The sequence below is a fragment of the Mesorhizobium sp. B2-3-14 genome, assembly GCF_006442175.1.
In the GTDB taxonomy this organism is placed as follows: domain Bacteria; phylum Pseudomonadota; class Alphaproteobacteria; order Rhizobiales; family Rhizobiaceae; genus Mesorhizobium; species Mesorhizobium australicum.
The window spans coordinates 225,600-240,153 of sequence record NZ_VFVP01000007.1; the positions used below are offsets into that span (position 1 = coordinate 225,600).

At 65.3% G+C, this 14,554-nt stretch carries 15 protein-coding genes; 7 read left to right on the forward strand and 8 right to left on the reverse strand.

Translation table 11 applies throughout. The annotated features are described in order from the left end of the window. Window positions 1-11 precede the first annotated feature (11 nt). The 3 genes from FJ950_RS19700 to FJ950_RS19710 all read right to left on the reverse strand — a co-directional run bounded on the left by FJ950_RS19700 (window position 12) and on the right by FJ950_RS19710 (window position 3,295). Complete coding sequence (locus FJ950_RS19700) at window positions 12-1,544, reverse strand: mannitol dehydrogenase family protein (RefSeq protein ID WP_140618015.1); 1,533 nt, start codon at window positions 1,542-1,544, stop codon at window positions 12-14. Next, window positions 1,541-2,323, reverse strand: a complete 783-nt coding sequence (locus FJ950_RS19705) for an SDR family oxidoreductase (RefSeq protein ID WP_140618016.1) — start codon at window positions 2,321-2,323, stop codon at window positions 1,541-1,543. Before FJ950_RS19705 ends, FJ950_RS19700 begins: the two co-directional genes overlap by 4 nt. A 78-nt stretch (window positions 2,324-2,401) precedes the next feature. Further along, complete coding sequence (locus FJ950_RS19710) at window positions 2,402-3,295, reverse strand: MurR/RpiR family transcriptional regulator (RefSeq protein ID WP_140618017.1); 894 nt, start codon at window positions 3,293-3,295, stop codon at window positions 2,402-2,404. Window positions 3,296-3,492: 197 nt separating this feature from the next. Here FJ950_RS19710 and FJ950_RS19715 point away from each other — a divergent pair, with 197 nt between their 5' ends. Then, window positions 3,493-4,680 (forward strand): Gfo/Idh/MocA family oxidoreductase, encoded by a 1,188-nt coding sequence (locus FJ950_RS19715; RefSeq protein ID WP_140618018.1) that lies wholly within the window; start codon window positions 3,493-3,495, stop codon window positions 4,678-4,680. Window positions 4,681-4,725: 45 nt separating this feature from the next. Here FJ950_RS19715 and FJ950_RS19720 read toward each other — a convergent pair whose 3' ends face one another. Beyond that, the gene (locus FJ950_RS19720; protein ID WP_015316978.1) at window positions 4,726-5,190 is read right to left on the reverse strand and encodes an NUDIX domain-containing protein; all 465 of its coding nucleotides are present in this window, start codon (window positions 5,188-5,190) and stop codon (window positions 4,726-4,728) included. 182 nt (window positions 5,191-5,372) lie between these two features. Here FJ950_RS19720 and FJ950_RS19725 point away from each other — a divergent pair, with 182 nt between their 5' ends. Continuing rightward, complete coding sequence (locus FJ950_RS19725; protein WP_140618019.1) at window positions 5,373-5,906, forward strand: sterol desaturase family protein; 534 nt, start codon at window positions 5,373-5,375, stop codon at window positions 5,904-5,906. Between the two features lie 73 nt (window positions 5,907-5,979). On the opposite strand, the gene FJ950_RS19730 is transcribed toward FJ950_RS19725, so the two are convergent. Both FJ950_RS19730 and FJ950_RS19735 read right to left on the reverse strand, forming a co-directional pair. After that, window positions 5,980-6,363, reverse strand: coding sequence for a YkvA family protein (locus tag FJ950_RS19730; RefSeq protein WP_015316980.1), 384 nt, complete (start codon window positions 6,361-6,363; stop codon window positions 5,980-5,982). Between the two features lie 55 nt (window positions 6,364-6,418). After that, window positions 6,419-6,757: a hypothetical protein gene (locus FJ950_RS19735; protein WP_140618020.1), complete on the reverse strand. Its 339-nt coding sequence runs from the start codon at window positions 6,755-6,757 to the stop codon at window positions 6,419-6,421. Between the two features lie 426 nt (window positions 6,758-7,183). On the opposite strand from FJ950_RS19735, the gene FJ950_RS19740 reads away from it, so the two are divergent. Further along, entirely contained in the window at window positions 7,184-9,013 is a 1,830-nt protein-coding gene (locus tag FJ950_RS19740) for an alpha/beta fold hydrolase (protein ID WP_224642207.1), read from the forward strand. Between the two features lie 54 nt (window positions 9,014-9,067). On the opposite strand, the gene dinB is transcribed toward FJ950_RS19740, so the two are convergent. Both dinB and FJ950_RS19750 read right to left on the reverse strand, forming a co-directional pair. Continuing rightward, a complete protein-coding gene (gene dinB, locus FJ950_RS19745; protein ID WP_140618021.1) occupies window positions 9,068-10,315 on the reverse strand; it encodes a DNA polymerase IV in 1,248 nt (415 codons plus the stop codon). A gap of 158 nt (window positions 10,316-10,473) precedes the next feature. Further along, window positions 10,474-10,890 carry a helix-turn-helix domain-containing protein gene (locus FJ950_RS19750; protein WP_015316982.1) on the reverse strand — a complete coding sequence of 139 codons (417 nt, stop codon included), beginning with the start codon at window positions 10,888-10,890 and terminating at the stop codon, window positions 10,474-10,476. Window positions 10,891-11,000: 110 nt separating this feature from the next. Between FJ950_RS19750 and FJ950_RS19755 the strand changes: the two genes are divergently transcribed. From FJ950_RS19755 to FJ950_RS19770, 4 genes are all read left to right on the forward strand, one after another. Further along, window positions 11,001-11,879: an NmrA family NAD(P)-binding protein gene (locus tag FJ950_RS19755; protein ID WP_140618022.1), complete on the forward strand. Its 879-nt coding sequence runs from the start codon at window positions 11,001-11,003 to the stop codon at window positions 11,877-11,879. A 37-nt stretch (window positions 11,880-11,916) separates the two neighbouring features. Next, window positions 11,917-12,504: a dihydrofolate reductase family protein gene (locus FJ950_RS19760; protein ID WP_140618023.1), complete on the forward strand. Its 588-nt coding sequence runs from the start codon at window positions 11,917-11,919 to the stop codon at window positions 12,502-12,504. Window positions 12,505-12,627: 123 nt separating this feature from the next. Next, window positions 12,628-13,509 (forward strand): SDR family oxidoreductase, encoded by an 882-nt coding sequence (locus FJ950_RS19765; protein WP_140618024.1) that lies wholly within the window; start codon window positions 12,628-12,630, stop codon window positions 13,507-13,509. A gap of 105 nt (window positions 13,510-13,614) precedes the next feature. Then, the gene (locus tag FJ950_RS19770; RefSeq protein ID WP_140618025.1) at window positions 13,615-14,553 is read left to right on the forward strand and encodes an alpha/beta hydrolase; all 939 of its coding nucleotides are present in this window, start codon (window positions 13,615-13,617) and stop codon (window positions 14,551-14,553) included. The last annotated feature ends 1 nt before the right edge of the window (window position 14,554 follow it).

The window sequence follows — 14,554 nt, forward strand, 5'->3', positions numbered from 1 at the left end:
GCGATCGATGCCTATAATGCCGATTGTTTGGATCGCTTCAACCTCGCGACCTCATCTTGTTCGAGACTGTGACGGACTGCCGCCTTCGGATCGCCCGAAAGCAGTTCGCCAAGCGCTGACGTGACGGCCTGCCGGAACGTCTCGTCCGCGGCAAGGCCCGGGTCGAATATCGTGTCGATGGCCAGGATGGCGGAAGCCAGCGCCCGCGCATCGTGGCCGGTTTCGTCCGCAATCGCGGCGACCGTGCCGGCATAGGGATCCGACACCGGCCAGCGCTTGCCGAAGCGCGCCGAGGCCAGGATCAGATAAGCCATCCAGCCGGCGACCGGCACCGACAGCAGGCCGATGCTGGCCCCCAGGTTCAGGCGGTCGCGGATCGGGTTGAGCAGGCGCTGCACGATTTTTTGCGAGCCGTCGGTGGCGATCTGGTGGTTGCGATGGCGGATCGCGGTGTTCTTCAACCGGCCAAGGCTCTGCTCGACATAAGCAGATGGATTCATGCCAGCCACCGGCATCAGTGTCGGCAGGGTTTGCTCGACCAGCATTCGCCTGACGAACACCGAAAGCAGCGGGTCGGCGATGGCATCCGACGTGTGTTCGAGGCCGGCCAGTACGCCGAGCGTGGCGAGTGTCGTCTGGGCGCCGTTGAGCACCCGCATCTTGAGATGCTCGAACGGGGTGACGTCGTCGACAAAAGTGGCGCCGGCCAGGTCCCAGCGCGGCATGCGGCCGGCGAACTTTTTCTCGATCACCCATTGCCGGAAGGGTTCGCCGACGGCGACGGCGGCGTCGCGATAGCCGAACCGTCGCTCGACGCTGTCGAGATCGTCCTGTGTCACCGCCGGAGCGATGCGGTCGACCATGGCCGAGGGGAAGGCGGCATTGGCCGCGATCCAGTCGGCCAGGCCATTGCCGCGCCGTTCGGCAAAGCTCCGCACGACATTTTCCAGGATGACGCCGTTGGTCGGAATGTTGTCGCAGGAGAGCAGCGTCAGCTTCGGGCCATGCGTGGCCCTACGTTGCTCCAGCGCCCGCGTGAGGATGCCGGGCACGCTGCGGGGCGCTTCTGGGTTGGCGAGGTCGTGGACGATGTCGGGATGATCGAGGTCGAGCGCGCCAGTCGAGGGGACATGGCAATAGCCTTTTTCGGTCACCGTCATCGTCACCAGCTCGATGTCGGCGGAGACGAGCACCTCGAGCGCCGGTGCGGCGCTGTCCTGGCTGTCGACCACCTTCACGATGCTGCCGATGACGCGTGCCTCGACATGATCGTTGTCGCGGATCAGCCTTGTGTAGAGGCCGTCTTGCCGGCCAAGCGTCTCGGCCAGGGCGGGCGGGCGAATGTTGATGCCGACGATGCCCCAGCGGTCGAACCGGCGCGAAAGCAGGTCGTCGGTGTATTCGGCCTGGTGACAGCGATGGAAGGCGCCGACGCCCAGATGCGCCATGCCTGGTGAGAGCGCCGCGCGGTCGTATGACGGCTTTTGCACGGCTGCGGGCAGCCGCTCCAGCAGTCTGGGCCCGAGCCTTTCGATGGAGTTCACCGGTTCGCCCCGATCACCGCCTGCTCCTGGTCGATCACCGCGCCGGTCATCGGCCCGGCTGCGTCGGAAAGCAGGAACACGGCGAGATTGGCGATATCGTCCGGCTTGAGCAGCCGACCGAAGGGCTGCGCGGCATTGGCGGCGTCGAGCCATCCCGGGCCATTGCCCAGCGTCTGCGCCTGCATGATGCGTTCGGCCGGCGTGTCGGTCCAGCCGACATTGATGCCGTTGACGCGGATGCGGTCGAAGCGGTGGGCGTTGGCGGCATTCTTGGTCAGCGTCGCCAGCGCGCCCTTGGTGGCGGAATAGACGGCGAGTTCCGGCGAGCCGCAATGGGCGTTTATCGAGAGGATGTTGACGATGGCGCCGCCGTGGCCACGCTTCTTCATGTCGGCGATCACGGCCTGCATCAGGAAGAAGGGCGCACGGGCGTTGACGGCAAACAGCGCCGACCAGTCGTCCGGCGTGGCGTCGAGGAAGGAGGCGCGGTCGGTCAGGCCGGCGGCGTTGACGAGGCCGTCGATGCGGCCGAAGCGGTCGATGCAGGCCTGCGCCAAGAGGGCGGGAGTTTCCGTGTCTCCAAGGTCGGCGGCGACGAAGAGCGTCGGCGTACCCAGGGCCGACAGTTCCGCAGCCACGGCCTCGCCGCGCTTGCTGTCGCGCCCGGTGATCAGCAGGCCGGCAGCGCCGGAGCGCGCCAGCGTCTCGGCAATGGCACGGCCGATGCCTTGCGTCGACCCGGTGACCAGCGCCACCTTGCCTTCGAGCCTGATCTCCATTCCTCCTCCCGGAACAAAGTTTCTATTTATTGAAATATGGAATGTTGATTCCCGATAGTCAATTGTACCAGCGGCGCCTCATGTGCCGCGGCGCGCCGCGACGCCTTGGACCAGCGCCATGCCCACCGCCAGCGACGCCGCCAGCGAGCGGAAGCCGGCGAAGTCGGATTCCACCACTTCCAGCCAGCTGTCCGACAGCCGGATGAGCGGCGAGAAGGTGCTGTCGGTAATAGTGACGATGCGGGCCTTGCGTTCATGCGCCACGGCCACCAGGTCCGGCGTGATCGAATTGTAGGGGCTGAAGGACACCGCCAGCACGGCGTCGCGTGCGCCAATGCAGCCGACCTGATCGAGCGCGGTCGAGCCGACATTGTCGACCAGCACATTGCGCACGCCTTGCTGCGAAAGCGTCAGCGACAGATAGGTGGTGACGGGGAAGGCGCGCTTGGAGCCGATGACGTAGATCAGGTCCGCCTTGGCCAGCGTCGCCACCATCTTCTCGAAGCTTTCGATATCGAAGCCGCTTTCGATGCGGCCGAGCGAGGCTTGCGAGGCGCCGACCATGCCGCGCAGGAAATGCGTGGCGGCACTGGGCTCGGCCTCGGCGCGCTGCTCGACGCGGCCTTCCGGCCACGATCCCTTGACGTGGTCCTTGAACAGGCCCTGGAAATCGGAAAAGCCGGAATAGCCGAAGATCTGGGCGAAGCGCACCAGCGTCGAGGGCTGCACGCCGGCCTGTGCCGCCACTTGGGCAATGGTGCCGAGCGCCACCTCGCTCGGGTGCTGCCACAGGAAGATCGCCACCTGGCGCAGGCGCTTGGGAAAATGCACGGTGCCGGAAGACAGCACCGCGCGCAACTCCTCATAGGTTCGCGGCTGTATATAGCCGAGTGCCGCCAGCGAACGGCCGCGTTTGCGCGTCGCTGCCTCGTCGGCACTGGATCGTCCGGATGGTTTTCTCTCCCCGCTCATGAATTCAGGCTAGCGCGATACGATCGTTTTACAATATGGATTTTGGAAATGGTGTTCGATGAGGATAGGGCGAGGCTCGGCGATTTCGTCATCCCAGGGCGAAGCAGCCGCGCAGATCCTGGGTCTACGCGCGTCGCTTCGCTCCTTGCTACGCCCTGGGATGACGACCCCGCTAGTGATCAGCCCGAGGAGAAAACATGGTCTACGCAACATCGGATGGATCGACGCGCCAGCGTCTGCGGGTCGGCATGGTCGGCGGCGGCCGCAATGCCTTCATCGGCGCCGTGCATCGGCTGGCCATGCGCCTCGACGACCAGATCGCGCTGGTTGCCGGCGCGCTGTCGTCCGACCCGGACAATGCCGCCGCCTCGGCCGCCGAGATCGGCATCGCGCCGGAGCGCAGCTATGCCGAGTACCGCGCCATGGCCAAAGCGGAGGCCGCGCGGCCGGATGGCATAGAGGCGGTCGTCATCGTCACGCCCAACCATCTGCACGCGCCGATCGCCACCGCCTTCCTCGAGGCCGGCATCGACGTGATCTGCGACAAACCGCTGTCGACGACGCTGGCGGACGCCGAGGCACTGGTTGCACTCACGAAGGCGAAAAACCGCCGCTTCGTCGTCACGCTCAACAACACCGGCTACGCGATGGTGCGCCAGGCGCGCGAGATGGTGATGGCGGGCGAGCTTGGCCGGGTCGTGTCTGTGCATGGCGCCTACATCCAGGACTGGCTGACCAAGCCGATCGATGCCGACGGCCAGAAGCAGGCGGAATGGCGCACCGATCCGGCGAGGGCGGGGCAGTCGGCGGTGCTGGCCGATATCGGCGTGCATGCCTTCAACCTGGCAGGCTTCATTTCGGGCCGCGAGGCCGAGACGGTGTCGGCCGACCTGTTCACCGCGGTGCCCGGACGCCGGCTCGACGACAATGCCCATGTGCTGGTGCGCTGGACCGATGGCGCACGCGGCACGATCCTGGCCAGCCAGACGTCGCCCGGCCACTACAACGACCTCTCCGTGCGCATTTATGGCGACAGGGCCGGGCTCGAATGGTCGGGCGGCCGGCCGGAGGAACTGCGCTTTTCCAGATATGGCGAGGAAACCCGCACGCTGGTGCGCGGCGGCCATGGCTCGACGGAGGAATCCCGCCGCGTGTCGCGCATGCCGGCGGCGCATCCCGAAGGCTATATCGAGGCCTTCGCCAATTTCTACCGCGACGCCGCCGACATCATCCGAGCCCACCGCTCGGGCGGCGCGGTGGATCCCGCCCGCGCGGCGCGGGTGCCAGACGTGATCGACGGCGCGCGCGGCGTGAAGTTCGTCGCCGCCGCGGTGGAGTCGAACGCGGCTGGCGGGGCTTGGACCGCGGCCAGGTTTGCGGGATGAACAGCCGACCTCCGAGGGGAGATCGGCGGCTTTTGCCGTCGGCAACTATTCGATACCCAACTGTTCTGCCAAATCCGACAGCATAGGGCGCTGACCCTGCAGAATCTTCACCCCGGCCTCGGCCAAGGTGAACCAGCCGGCCCTGTCGACCTCCGGGAATTCCTTCATCGATCCCGACCGCGGCGGCCATTCCATGGTGAAGGTGTTGCTCTTGATGGCGGTCACATCGATGTCGGCCTCGACGGACCAAGCCATGACGATCTTGCCGCCCGGTTGCCGATAGTCGCCAAGGCGAGCGAAGGGGCCTTCGACCTTCATGCCGAGCTCTTCCTCGGTCTCGCGTCGTGCCGCCGCCAATTCGTCCTCGTCCTCGTCGATGAGGCCCTTCGGGATCGACCAGGCGCCATCGTCCTTCTTTGCCCAGAAGGGGCCGCCGGGATGAACCAGCAGCACCCCGATACCGTCATCGCTCCGGCGATAGATCAGCAGACCCGCGCTGCGTTTTGCCATGTTTGCATGTCCGTTTGCGGCACCGGTGCGAAGCCGGCCGATTCTGAGATCATGGCTGCCGATCTTGCACCTGGAAATTGCGACGCTATGTCAGATGCATCCGCATTGCACCTCATACGCGAGTCCGGCAAACTGATAGCATCGTTTCTGGGGCGGCGTCGAAAATCAGGTGAGGCGTCCGAATGCAGCTGGGTCTGATCGGCTACTACAGCGACTTCGTGGTCTATCCCCTGGTGATCGCGATATTGGGGGTGGCCGGACTGATCGAGGCCGGAGAAGAAAGCGCGCCGGACTGGGTCGGCACGATGCTGATCTGCCTTGGCCTGTGGACGCTGATCGAATATGTGCTGCACCGTTTCGTGCTGCACCACGTCCCCTGGATCCGAGACCTGCACGACCGTCACCACGTCGAGGAGCGCAGTCCGGTGGGCACGCCCACCTGGCTCAGCCTGGGCGTGCATGCGCTGGTGGCGTTCCTGCCCGTCTGGATGGTCTCCGACTTCGCGACCGCCAGCGCGGTGAGTTGCGGGTTGATGCTGGGCTATCTCTGGTACATCAGCATCCACCACATGATCCATCACTGGCATCCGCCCCATCCGAGCTATCTCTACACGCTCAAGCGCCGCCACGCGGTGCACCACCATATCGACGACAACGCCAATTTCGGCGTGACCTCGATATTCTGGGACCGGATTTTCGGCACCGCTAGGCTTTGACAGGGGAACCTTTCGACCAGGCGACCAACTTCATTCGTGGTCTGCCGGGTGAACGCCCAGCCTGAAATCCATATCAGGCCGAGCGATCTGGCCAGAATAGCCAGATGAGCGCGGCGGCCATCAAAACCCAAAGTCCGACAATGAATGCGAGACCGCCGCGGCTGGTCGGCCTCGATCGGCGAATGGCCTCCGCGCGAAACTCCGCCATCAGATCGGCGGGGATCAACTTCACCGCGAGCAGGATGCCAAGCGGTACGATGATCAGATCGTCCAGATATCCGAGTACGGGAATGAAATCGGGTATCAGATCGATAGGACTGAGCGCGTAGGCGGCGACCATGCCGGCGGCAAGCTTGGCGTACCAGGGAACGCGAGGATCGCGGGCGGCCAGCCATAGGGCCATCACATCGCGCTTGATGGCTCTCGCCCATTGCTTTGCCTTGTCGAGGACAGTCACCCGGCAACTCTCTTTGGGAGGCCCCGAACATCGGCGTCTCCGCTCCTTCCCTCGATCATTGCAGCGATGTCGACGATCTGCAAACTGACCCCGCCGCGCAAAGCTCCTTTTCCGCCAGTTCCCTGAATGCGTCGGGTACTGAGCGGGCCGCTTCCAGGGCCACCGTATCGTAGCCGACCGCCTGTTTGCCGAAAGGCTGGCGGATCTTGTCGACAAGGCGACCGAGGAGGCCTGGCCGGCGATTCATCGCCTCCCGGTTGGCCGCCTGTTTGTCCAGGTACCCCGCCAGCGCCAGGTCGTGGCGCTGCGGGGCGACCCGGTCCGGAGACCGCGACGTAAGCCAGGGATCGCCGTAAAACAGGAGCGGCCAGTCTGTTGGGTGCGGGAGCAGCATGGTATTCTCCATGACAGTTGTCAGCAGCACCGTGCGACACACCCGTCGGAATCGCGTTCGCGCCAGCGTGACGAAATCGTGAAAAGCGTCGCGCGACGCGGAAAGCCGGTTGAATTGGTATCGGCACCGGTAAAGGATTGCCGCTGAAGCTGTGGTGGATCCGATGGCGCGCCTTCACTGTTGGGTGGGTTCGATTTCGCTGGCGGTGCCGTGGCCCCGTCCTTCACCCGCAAGGCGCGCGCCATGGTCGCCTATCTTGCGATCCATTCGGGGCATTCCCTCTCGCGCGAAAAGCTTGCCGCCCTGCTGTGGGGCGACACCGGCGAGCCGCAGGCACGCATGAACCTTCGGCAGGCTCTTTCTGTCGTGAGGAAGGCTATGCCCTCGGCCCATGGCGTTCGCTTCCTGACCGATGGCGACAGCATCATGCTGGCGCTGGATGATCTCGATTTCGACGTCGCCCGGTTCGAGGTGCTGGCCGCCGAGGCGGCACCCGAGCAGCTTGAGCAGGCCATCAGCCTCTATCGAGGCGATCTCCTCGATGGCTTCAGCCTGAAGGAGGAACCCTTCGAGGACTGGCTGCGGATCGAACGCGCACGGCTGCGGGCCACGGCCGTCTTGGTGCTGGAAAAGCTCGTCGCGCATTACTTCGCGCAGAACGATCTGGCGTCCTGCGTGCAGGCGGCGACACGCTTGCTAGCCTGGGAGCCGCTGCGTGAAGACGTCCACCGGGCCTTGATGCGGGCCTGTGCGGCCCAGGGCCGCGTCAATTTGGCGCTGAAACAATATGAGCTCTGCCGCGACGCCTTGCAGCGGCAGCTACGTGTTCAGCCGGAACCGGAAACGAGGCAGCTCTATGAACAGCTTCGGGCCCGACGCACGGCGTCGGCTGCTCCAGCAGCCGCCGGGCCGGTTGCGCCCGGTGCTCAGGCTGCATCGCCGCCGACCCACTATGTCAAATCGGCTGGCAGCAACATCGCGTATCAGGTAACGGGCAACGGCCCCGTAGACCTCATTTATGTGCCAGGCTGGGTTTCCAATCTCGACCTTGCCTGGGCATCGCCCAGGCTGGCGCATGTCCTGCACCGTCTCGGCTCTTTTTGCCGGCTGATCCGGATGGACAAGCGCGGCACCGGACTGTCGGATCGCAATGTCGGCCTGCCGACGCTCGAAGAGCGTATGGAAGACGTGCGCGCGGTCCTGGACGCGGTCGGTTCGAAGCGTACCGTCCTGTTCGGCAGCTCCGAGGGCGGCAGCATGTGCATGCTGTTTGCCGCGACCTATCCTGAACGCACGGCAGCCCTCATCTTGAACGGGACCTATGCCCGAGGTGTATGGGCGCCGGACTACCCCTGGGCCAAAACCAAGGCGCAGGTGGAAAGAGAACTCGTCGCCATCGAGCGCGAATGGGGAGAGCCGGCCGACCTCAGCAATGCCGCGCCCAGCCTGATGAACGATGCATTCGAGCGCGAATGGTTCGCGGCCTTCCTGCGCAATTCAGCTTCGCCCGCCGATGCGATCTCGCTGTGGTACTGGAGCACCGAAATCGACGTTCGGGAGATACTGGGAGCCATCCACGTTCCAACGCTAATCGTTCAGAGAACGGGCGATCGCTGGGTCAAGGCCGAGGAGGGGCGCTACCTGGCGAGACACATACCGGGAGCGAGCTACATCGAGCTCGCGGGCAACGACCATGTCATCTGGGGGGAAGGCTCCGATCGCCTGATCGATGAGATTCAGTCCTTTGTCAGCGGCACCTTGCCGGCGGCACCCGGCGAGCGTGTGCTGGTCACCATTCTCTGCGTGGACATCACCTCGCCATCTGCGTCCCCCGATGGCCAGGATTTGAGGCGGGGATATGTCGACGCGATCTGCGATCAAGTCCAACTGGCCCAGGGCAGGGAGATACGGCGCAACGCGAATGGCCTCCTCGCTGCCTTCCAGCGTCCGACGCGGGCGATCCAATGCGCCATGGCGATCCGCGACGGTTTGAAGCCATCTGGCCTCGGCGTCCGTGCCGCGGTGCATATTGGCGAGTGCGAAAAGCAAGACGGTGATTTAACCGGCACCGCCATCGACCAAGCAGTGCTGATGCTCGACCAAGCCTTGCCGGGCGAGATCGTTACGTCGCGCACAATCCGCGATCTCGTGCCGGGCTCCGGCCTTGTGTTTACAGAGCGCGGCGGGACGGAAACAGGCGCCGTGCCGGGAGGCGGGCAACTCTATGGGGTCGGTGCAGCGTCGGCCCGACAGTAGCGAAGCGCGCCATGGTGTCGGTTGGCGCGCCGTCGGGGACAGTCCCTTTTCCACTCAAAGCTCCTTTTCCGCCAGTTCCCTGAATGCGTCGGGCACCGAGCGGGCCGCTTCCAGGGCCACCGTACCGTAGCCGACCGCCTGTTTGCCGAAACGCTGGCGGATCTTGTCGATGGCGCGGTCGGCGCCGAAGCGCGCGAGGCCTTTTTGGCTGCCCGGGCGGCGCTTCTCGTCGGCGAGGCCGAGCGGCAGGTCGAGCTGCAGTTCGGCGCTCTCCTCCAGGTGCGAGACCGAGATCGCCAGCAGCGAGATCGTTTTCTCCCGGGGATGCTCGGCGAGCACGCCGCGCACCAAATCCCCTGCGATCTCGGCCAGCATGGCGGTCGCCGAGATCGGCTGTTCCAGCGTGATCGAGCGCGTGACGGCGCTGAGATCGGCAAAGCGCACGCGCACGGTTACCGTGCGGCCGGGGCGGTTCTTGGCGCGCAGCCGGCTGGCGACGCGATCGGCCAGATGCAGCAGTGTCGGCACGATCACTCGCGCCACGGCCGGCTTTTGCCCGAGCGCCGATTGCGCGCCGGCCGAGTGCGCCCGGCGCTTCGTCTGCAGCTTGCGCGGATCGCGGTTCCACGACAGCGCCGCGAGCTTTTCGCCGGCCGCGGGGCCTAGCAGCCGGGTCAGGGCGCCGCTGTGGGTCCGGGCCAGCTCGCCGATGGTCTCGACGCCGATCTCGGCCAAGCGCGCCCTGGTTGCCGGGCCGACGCCCCACATCAGCGAGACCGGCAAATCGTGCAGAAAGGCAAGCTCGGTGCCGGGCTCGACCACCACCAGCCCGTCTGGCTTGGCGACTTGCGAGGCGATCTTGGCCAGATGCTTGGTGCGAGCCACGCCGATCGAGATCGGCAGGCCGAGTTCGGCCCGCACACGGCCGCGGATCACCGTCGCGATTTCCCGCGGGGAGCCGAACAGATGCGTGCAGCCGGCGACATCAGCGAAGGCCTCGTCGATGGAGATGCGTTCGACCACCGGCGTGAAATCGTCGAGCACCTTGATCGCCGCGTCGCCCAGCCGCTGGTAGTGGCTGAAATTGCCGCCGACGAAGATCAATTGCGGGCAAAGCTCGCGCGCTTTGCGTCCAGGCATGCCGCCGCGCACGCCAAAGGCGCGCGCTTCGTAAGAGGCGGCGAGCACCACGCCGCCGCCAACCGCGATCGGCTTGCCGCGCAGCGACGGGTCGAGCAGTTGCTCGACCGAGGCATAGAAGGCGTCGAGATCGGCATGCAGGATGGTGGCCGTCGTTTCCATCCTGTTCCGCTCATCCGCGATTGCTGATAGACAGAAACATATAGTGAACAAACAGAGATCGTTGTCAATTGGGTCTTTGCTGCATCGTGTCCTTTGGGCGTAACCGAGGCGCGTAAAGTGCCTCCTTTTCCACAGGGCGGAGGAGGCAGCGCCACTTCCTAGACAACATGCTCCGCCCGCAGTGCCGCCTTCATCCGTTCCAGCGCCGGCTCGCCGCCGGCCGCCAGTTCGTCGGCGATGCGGGCGAGTTTGTCGTCGGATTTGCGGTGCTTGCTGCCCCAGGCGCCGAGCGTGGCCAGCACCGGCAGGAGATCGATGCCGGCTTCGGTCAGCCGGTAGATCGCCTTCAGCCCATGGCTAGGGTCGTCGCTGCGGGTGAGGATGCCTTCGTCCTGCAGCGTCTGCAGCCGCTCGGCCAATGTGCGCGAGGAGATGCCTTCATCGGATTGCAGGAACTCGCGAAAATGCTTTTTGCCGGCGAAGACCAGGTCGCGGATGATGAGCAGCGTCCAGCGGTCGCCGAGCAGTTCCAGCGACAGGCTGATCGGGCAGCCGGATCTTTCACGCGTCGACATCTCTACGGTTCCATTTTTAAATCACTTTACTATTGACATCGTTCTTTCCGTCAGTCAAATGCTTTCAAAAGTAAATCGTTGGATCGCAACTTGGCCAGCAGGAGGACGTCATGAGTCAGGCCGTCGGGAAAATCAGCTCACCAAGAACCGTCGTGGTCATCGGGGCCACCAACGAGGTTGGCAAGGCGGTCGCCCAGGTCCTGACCGGGCAGGGGCATATTGTGCGCGGCGTGGCGCGCAGCCTGGGTGTCGCGCTTGACGATAGCGACGCGCTCGCCTCCGCCTTTTCCGGTGCCGACAGCGCCTATGTAATGATTCCGTTCGACGTCACGGCGCCCGATCTTCATCGCTTCGAAGATGAAGTCGGCGCGCGGCTGGCGGCGGCGATCGCGAAGTCAGGCGTGCGCCGCGTCGTGCTGCTCAGCGGCCTCAACGCCCATCTCAGGATGGGAACTTCGCTCGGCGCCGCCTTGATGGAGGAACGGCTGGCGGCGCTCGGCCTCGACGAACTGGTGTTTTTGCGCGCCTCGTTCTTCATGGAGAACTTCGCCAAGGGCATGGGCTTTGTCCGGCAGGCCGCTTCCGGCATCTTCATGACGCCGTTCCGTGGCGATCTGCCGATGCCTTTGATTGCCGCCAGCGATGTCGGCCAGCGCGCCGCCGCCCTGCTGGACGCCACGCGCTTTCCAAGCGAGCGGGTTATCGAATTGCATGGCGGAGGCTATTATACCTTCGAGCAGGCCACCGCGATCCTGGGCAGCGCGATGGGGAGGCAGGTCACTTACAAGGCGGCTCCATTCACTGAGGCGCGCGCCGGGATGATCGCCAACGGCCTGTCACCGAGCTTTGCCGATGCGCTCGGCGAAACGGCGGCGAGTTTCAACAAGGGTGAACGCTGGGCGCTTGAGGCACCGTCAATCCGCAACGCCACGCCGACCACTTTCGAGAGCTGGGCACAAGCCTTTGCCCGTGCGCAAAGCGCGGCGTGATCCTTCCTGCCTGGAATCCGGAAACGAGGAGAACCCCATGAAAAAGCTGATCCTTCAGATGCAGATGTCGGTCGACGGTTTCGTCGGCGGCGATGCCGACCATCCCTGGCAACTCTGGGGATGGGGCGACGACATCGGCTGGGACGAGGAGCTGAAGCGTGATTTCAACGCGGTGTTTGCCGGCATCGACACCATCCTGCTCAGCCGCAAGATGGCTGAGGAAGGTTACCTCACCCATTGGGGCAACGCGGCGCGGAAATATCCGGCCGATCCGTTCTATGCCTTCGCCCAGCGTATCGTCGAAGCGCGCAAGGTGGTGCCGAGCGACAGGCTCGAGACCTCGCGATGGGAGCGCACGACGGTGGTGAGCGGCGACCTGCCGCGCGAGGTCAACGCATTGAAGGCGGGTGAGGGCGGCGACATGGCCGTCTTTGGCGGGGCGGGCTTTGCGTCGGCGCTGATCGCGGCCGGGTTGGTCGACGAGTTCCAGCTGTTCGTCAATCCGGCCGTGCTGGGCGCCGGCCGCCGGATCTTCGATGAGGGCGGGTTCCGAAACCTGCTTCTGCTTGGTTCGAAGGCTTATGCCTGCGGCATGGTGGTCAGCCGCTACGCGCCGGCGGGCTGATCGCCGGCGCGCAGGCCGCACGCCGGTAAAAAGACGTTTGGCCGGAATCCTTTGCCCACTTCTCTTCGTCTTCAAGGTGGGTCGCCGGAAGGGCGGCCACATCAATGCTGAATGGAGAGACAGATGATCCTGGTGACAGGCGCCACCGGCCTGAACGGCAAGGCAGTCGTGCGCGAGTTCGCGCGGCAGAAGCATCAAGTGAGGGCGCTGGTTCGCGATCTCAACCGGGCATCCGCGGCAGGGCTCGGCGGACTTGCCGGCGTCGAGCTGGTCGAGGGCGACATGCGCCGGGCGGAGACGCTTGGCGCGGCTCTCGATAGTGTCGATCGCGTGCTGATGATTTCGACCGCCGCGCAAGACATGGTCGAGACGCAGTGCCGTTTTATCGACGCCTGCAAGCAGGCCGGCGTCGCGCATGTGGTGAAGTTTTCCGGTGCCGAATCCAACATCGGCTATGACGCGACGAAGTTCCGCTTCACGCGCATGCATGAGCAGGTCGAGCGCTATCTCGAAGGAGCCGGCATGGCGTGGACGCATCTGCGCCCCAGCCAGTTCATGCAGGTCTATCTGCGCGACGCGCCGACCATCGCCGCCGAGGGCGCCTTCTATCTGGCGCTTGGCGGCACCGAACTGTCGCCGGTCGATGTCGAGGATATCGCCAAGGTCGCCGTCCGGCTGCTGCGCGATGGCGGCCATGAAGGCGAGAGCCTCGACATGACCGGACCCGAGGCGCTGGCGATGAGCGACATCGCGGCGCGGATTTCGCAGGCGATCGGCAAGCCGGTCCGCTACGTCGACATCAGCCCGCAGGACCGCCGGCGCAACCTGCTGGCCGCCGGCGTCCCCGCCGACTTCGCCGATGCGCTGGACGAGCAGTTGACCGAGCGCCTGCGGCGGCCGAAATCGCGGGTGCATCTTGCCACCCACGATATGTTCGGCGTGCGCGCAACGCCGTTCGTCGAATTCGCCCAACGCCACGCGGCGATGTTGCGGGGCGAGGCGTAGGCCGCCGAAAAAAACGCAGGTCGGCACGTATCCTTTTTGCCTGCCCGTCCGTCTCTTGCCTGAAGGTCGCGCCGGACCGCGATCGGCAACCACGGAGAAACGGTCATGGCGAGCATGCAAAGTCAGGCAAACAGGAACCACTACGCCGCGCTCGCGGCCAATGCGGGCAAGTTGACCAGCCCTCAGGCGGTCATCGACTACAACGACGTCAATTGGACGGCACTGACCGGCGAACCGGGCGGCGTCGATTATATCGAGGTCGATGCCGGCGGCGTGCCGGCGATGTGGGTGGTGCCGAAGGGCGCCGACGAGCAGCGGGTGCTGTTTTACGCGCATGGCGGCGGCTTCGTCGGCGGCTCCATCTATACGCACCGCAAGCTGGTCGGTCATCTCGCCAAGGCCATCGGCTGCCGAGCGCTGCTCTACGACTATCCGCTGGCGCACCAAGCCAAGCATCCGGCCCAGCTCGAGGCCGCGTCATCGGCCTGGGACTGGCTCGTCGATCAAGGCCTCGACCCCAAGCGGATCGTGATCGCCGGCGACTCCTGCGGCGCGGTGCCGACCTATGGCGTCCTGCAGCGGCTGCGCGCGCAAAGGCGGCCGCTGCCGGTCGCCACGCTGATCATCTCCGGCTGGTTCGACATGGCGTTGACCGGCGCCAGCTACGAGACCAACCGCGACAAGGACCCGGCCTTCGCCAGGGAAGCCGTCGACTGGCTGGCGGCCAATTTCATCGGCGATGCCGATCGGCGCGATCCCGAAGTCAGTCCGCTCTACGCCGACCTCTCCGGCTTTCCGCCCGTCTTCCTGCAGGCCGGCGCCGACGAGACGCTGGTCGACGAAAGCCGCATGTTCGCCGAGCGGGCGAGGCAGGCGGGCGTCGAGACGCGGCTCGACGTCTTTGACGGCATGCTCCACTCGTTCCAGATGATGGCAGGGCGGGCGCCGGAGGCCGATGACGCCATTGCCCGCTTCGCCGCCTGGGTGCGGCCGAGACTGGGGCTGCCGGCTCCCGGTGAGAAGACCAGCGAAAAGGCGGCGTGAG

Excerpts from the sequence above, each read along its gene's own strand:
- FJ950_RS19735 (WP_140618020.1), bottom strand. The coding sequence starts at position 6,757 with ATGCTGCTCCCGCACCCAACAGACTGGCCGCTCCTGTTTTACGGCGAT.
- FJ950_RS19740 (WP_224642207.1), top strand. The coding sequence starts at position 7,184 with ATGCTGGCGCTGGATGATCTCGATTTCGACGTCGCCCGGTTCGAGGTG.
- FJ950_RS19765 (WP_140618024.1), top strand. The coding sequence starts at position 12,628 with ATGATCCTGGTGACAGGCGCCACCGGCCTGAACGGCAAGGCAGTCGTG.
- FJ950_RS19705 (WP_140618016.1), bottom strand. The coding sequence starts at position 2,323 with ATGGAGATCAGGCTCGAAGGCAAGGTGGCGCTGGTCACCGGGTCGACG.
- FJ950_RS19720 (WP_015316978.1), bottom strand. The coding sequence starts at position 5,190 with ATGGCAAAACGCAGCGCGGGTCTGCTGATCTATCGCCGGAGCGATGAC.
- FJ950_RS19750 (WP_015316982.1), bottom strand. The coding sequence starts at position 10,890 with ATGTCGACGCGTGAAAGATCCGGCTGCCCGATCAGCCTGTCGCTGGAA.
- FJ950_RS19755 (WP_140618022.1), top strand. The coding sequence starts at position 11,001 with ATGAGTCAGGCCGTCGGGAAAATCAGCTCACCAAGAACCGTCGTGGTC.
- FJ950_RS19760 (WP_140618023.1), top strand. The coding sequence starts at position 11,917 with ATGAAAAAGCTGATCCTTCAGATGCAGATGTCGGTCGACGGTTTCGTC.
- dinB (WP_140618021.1), bottom strand. The coding sequence starts at position 10,315 with ATGGAAACGACGGCCACCATCCTGCATGCCGATCTCGACGCCTTCTAT.
- FJ950_RS19770 (WP_140618025.1), top strand. The coding sequence starts at position 13,615 with ATGGCGAGCATGCAAAGTCAGGCAAACAGGAACCACTACGCCGCGCTC.
- FJ950_RS19715 (WP_140618018.1), top strand. The coding sequence starts at position 3,493 with ATGGTCTACGCAACATCGGATGGATCGACGCGCCAGCGTCTGCGGGTC.
- FJ950_RS19710 (WP_140618017.1), bottom strand. The coding sequence starts at position 3,295 with ATGAGCGGGGAGAGAAAACCATCCGGACGATCCAGTGCCGACGAGGCA.
- FJ950_RS19725 (WP_140618019.1), top strand. The coding sequence starts at position 5,373 with ATGCAGCTGGGTCTGATCGGCTACTACAGCGACTTCGTGGTCTATCCC.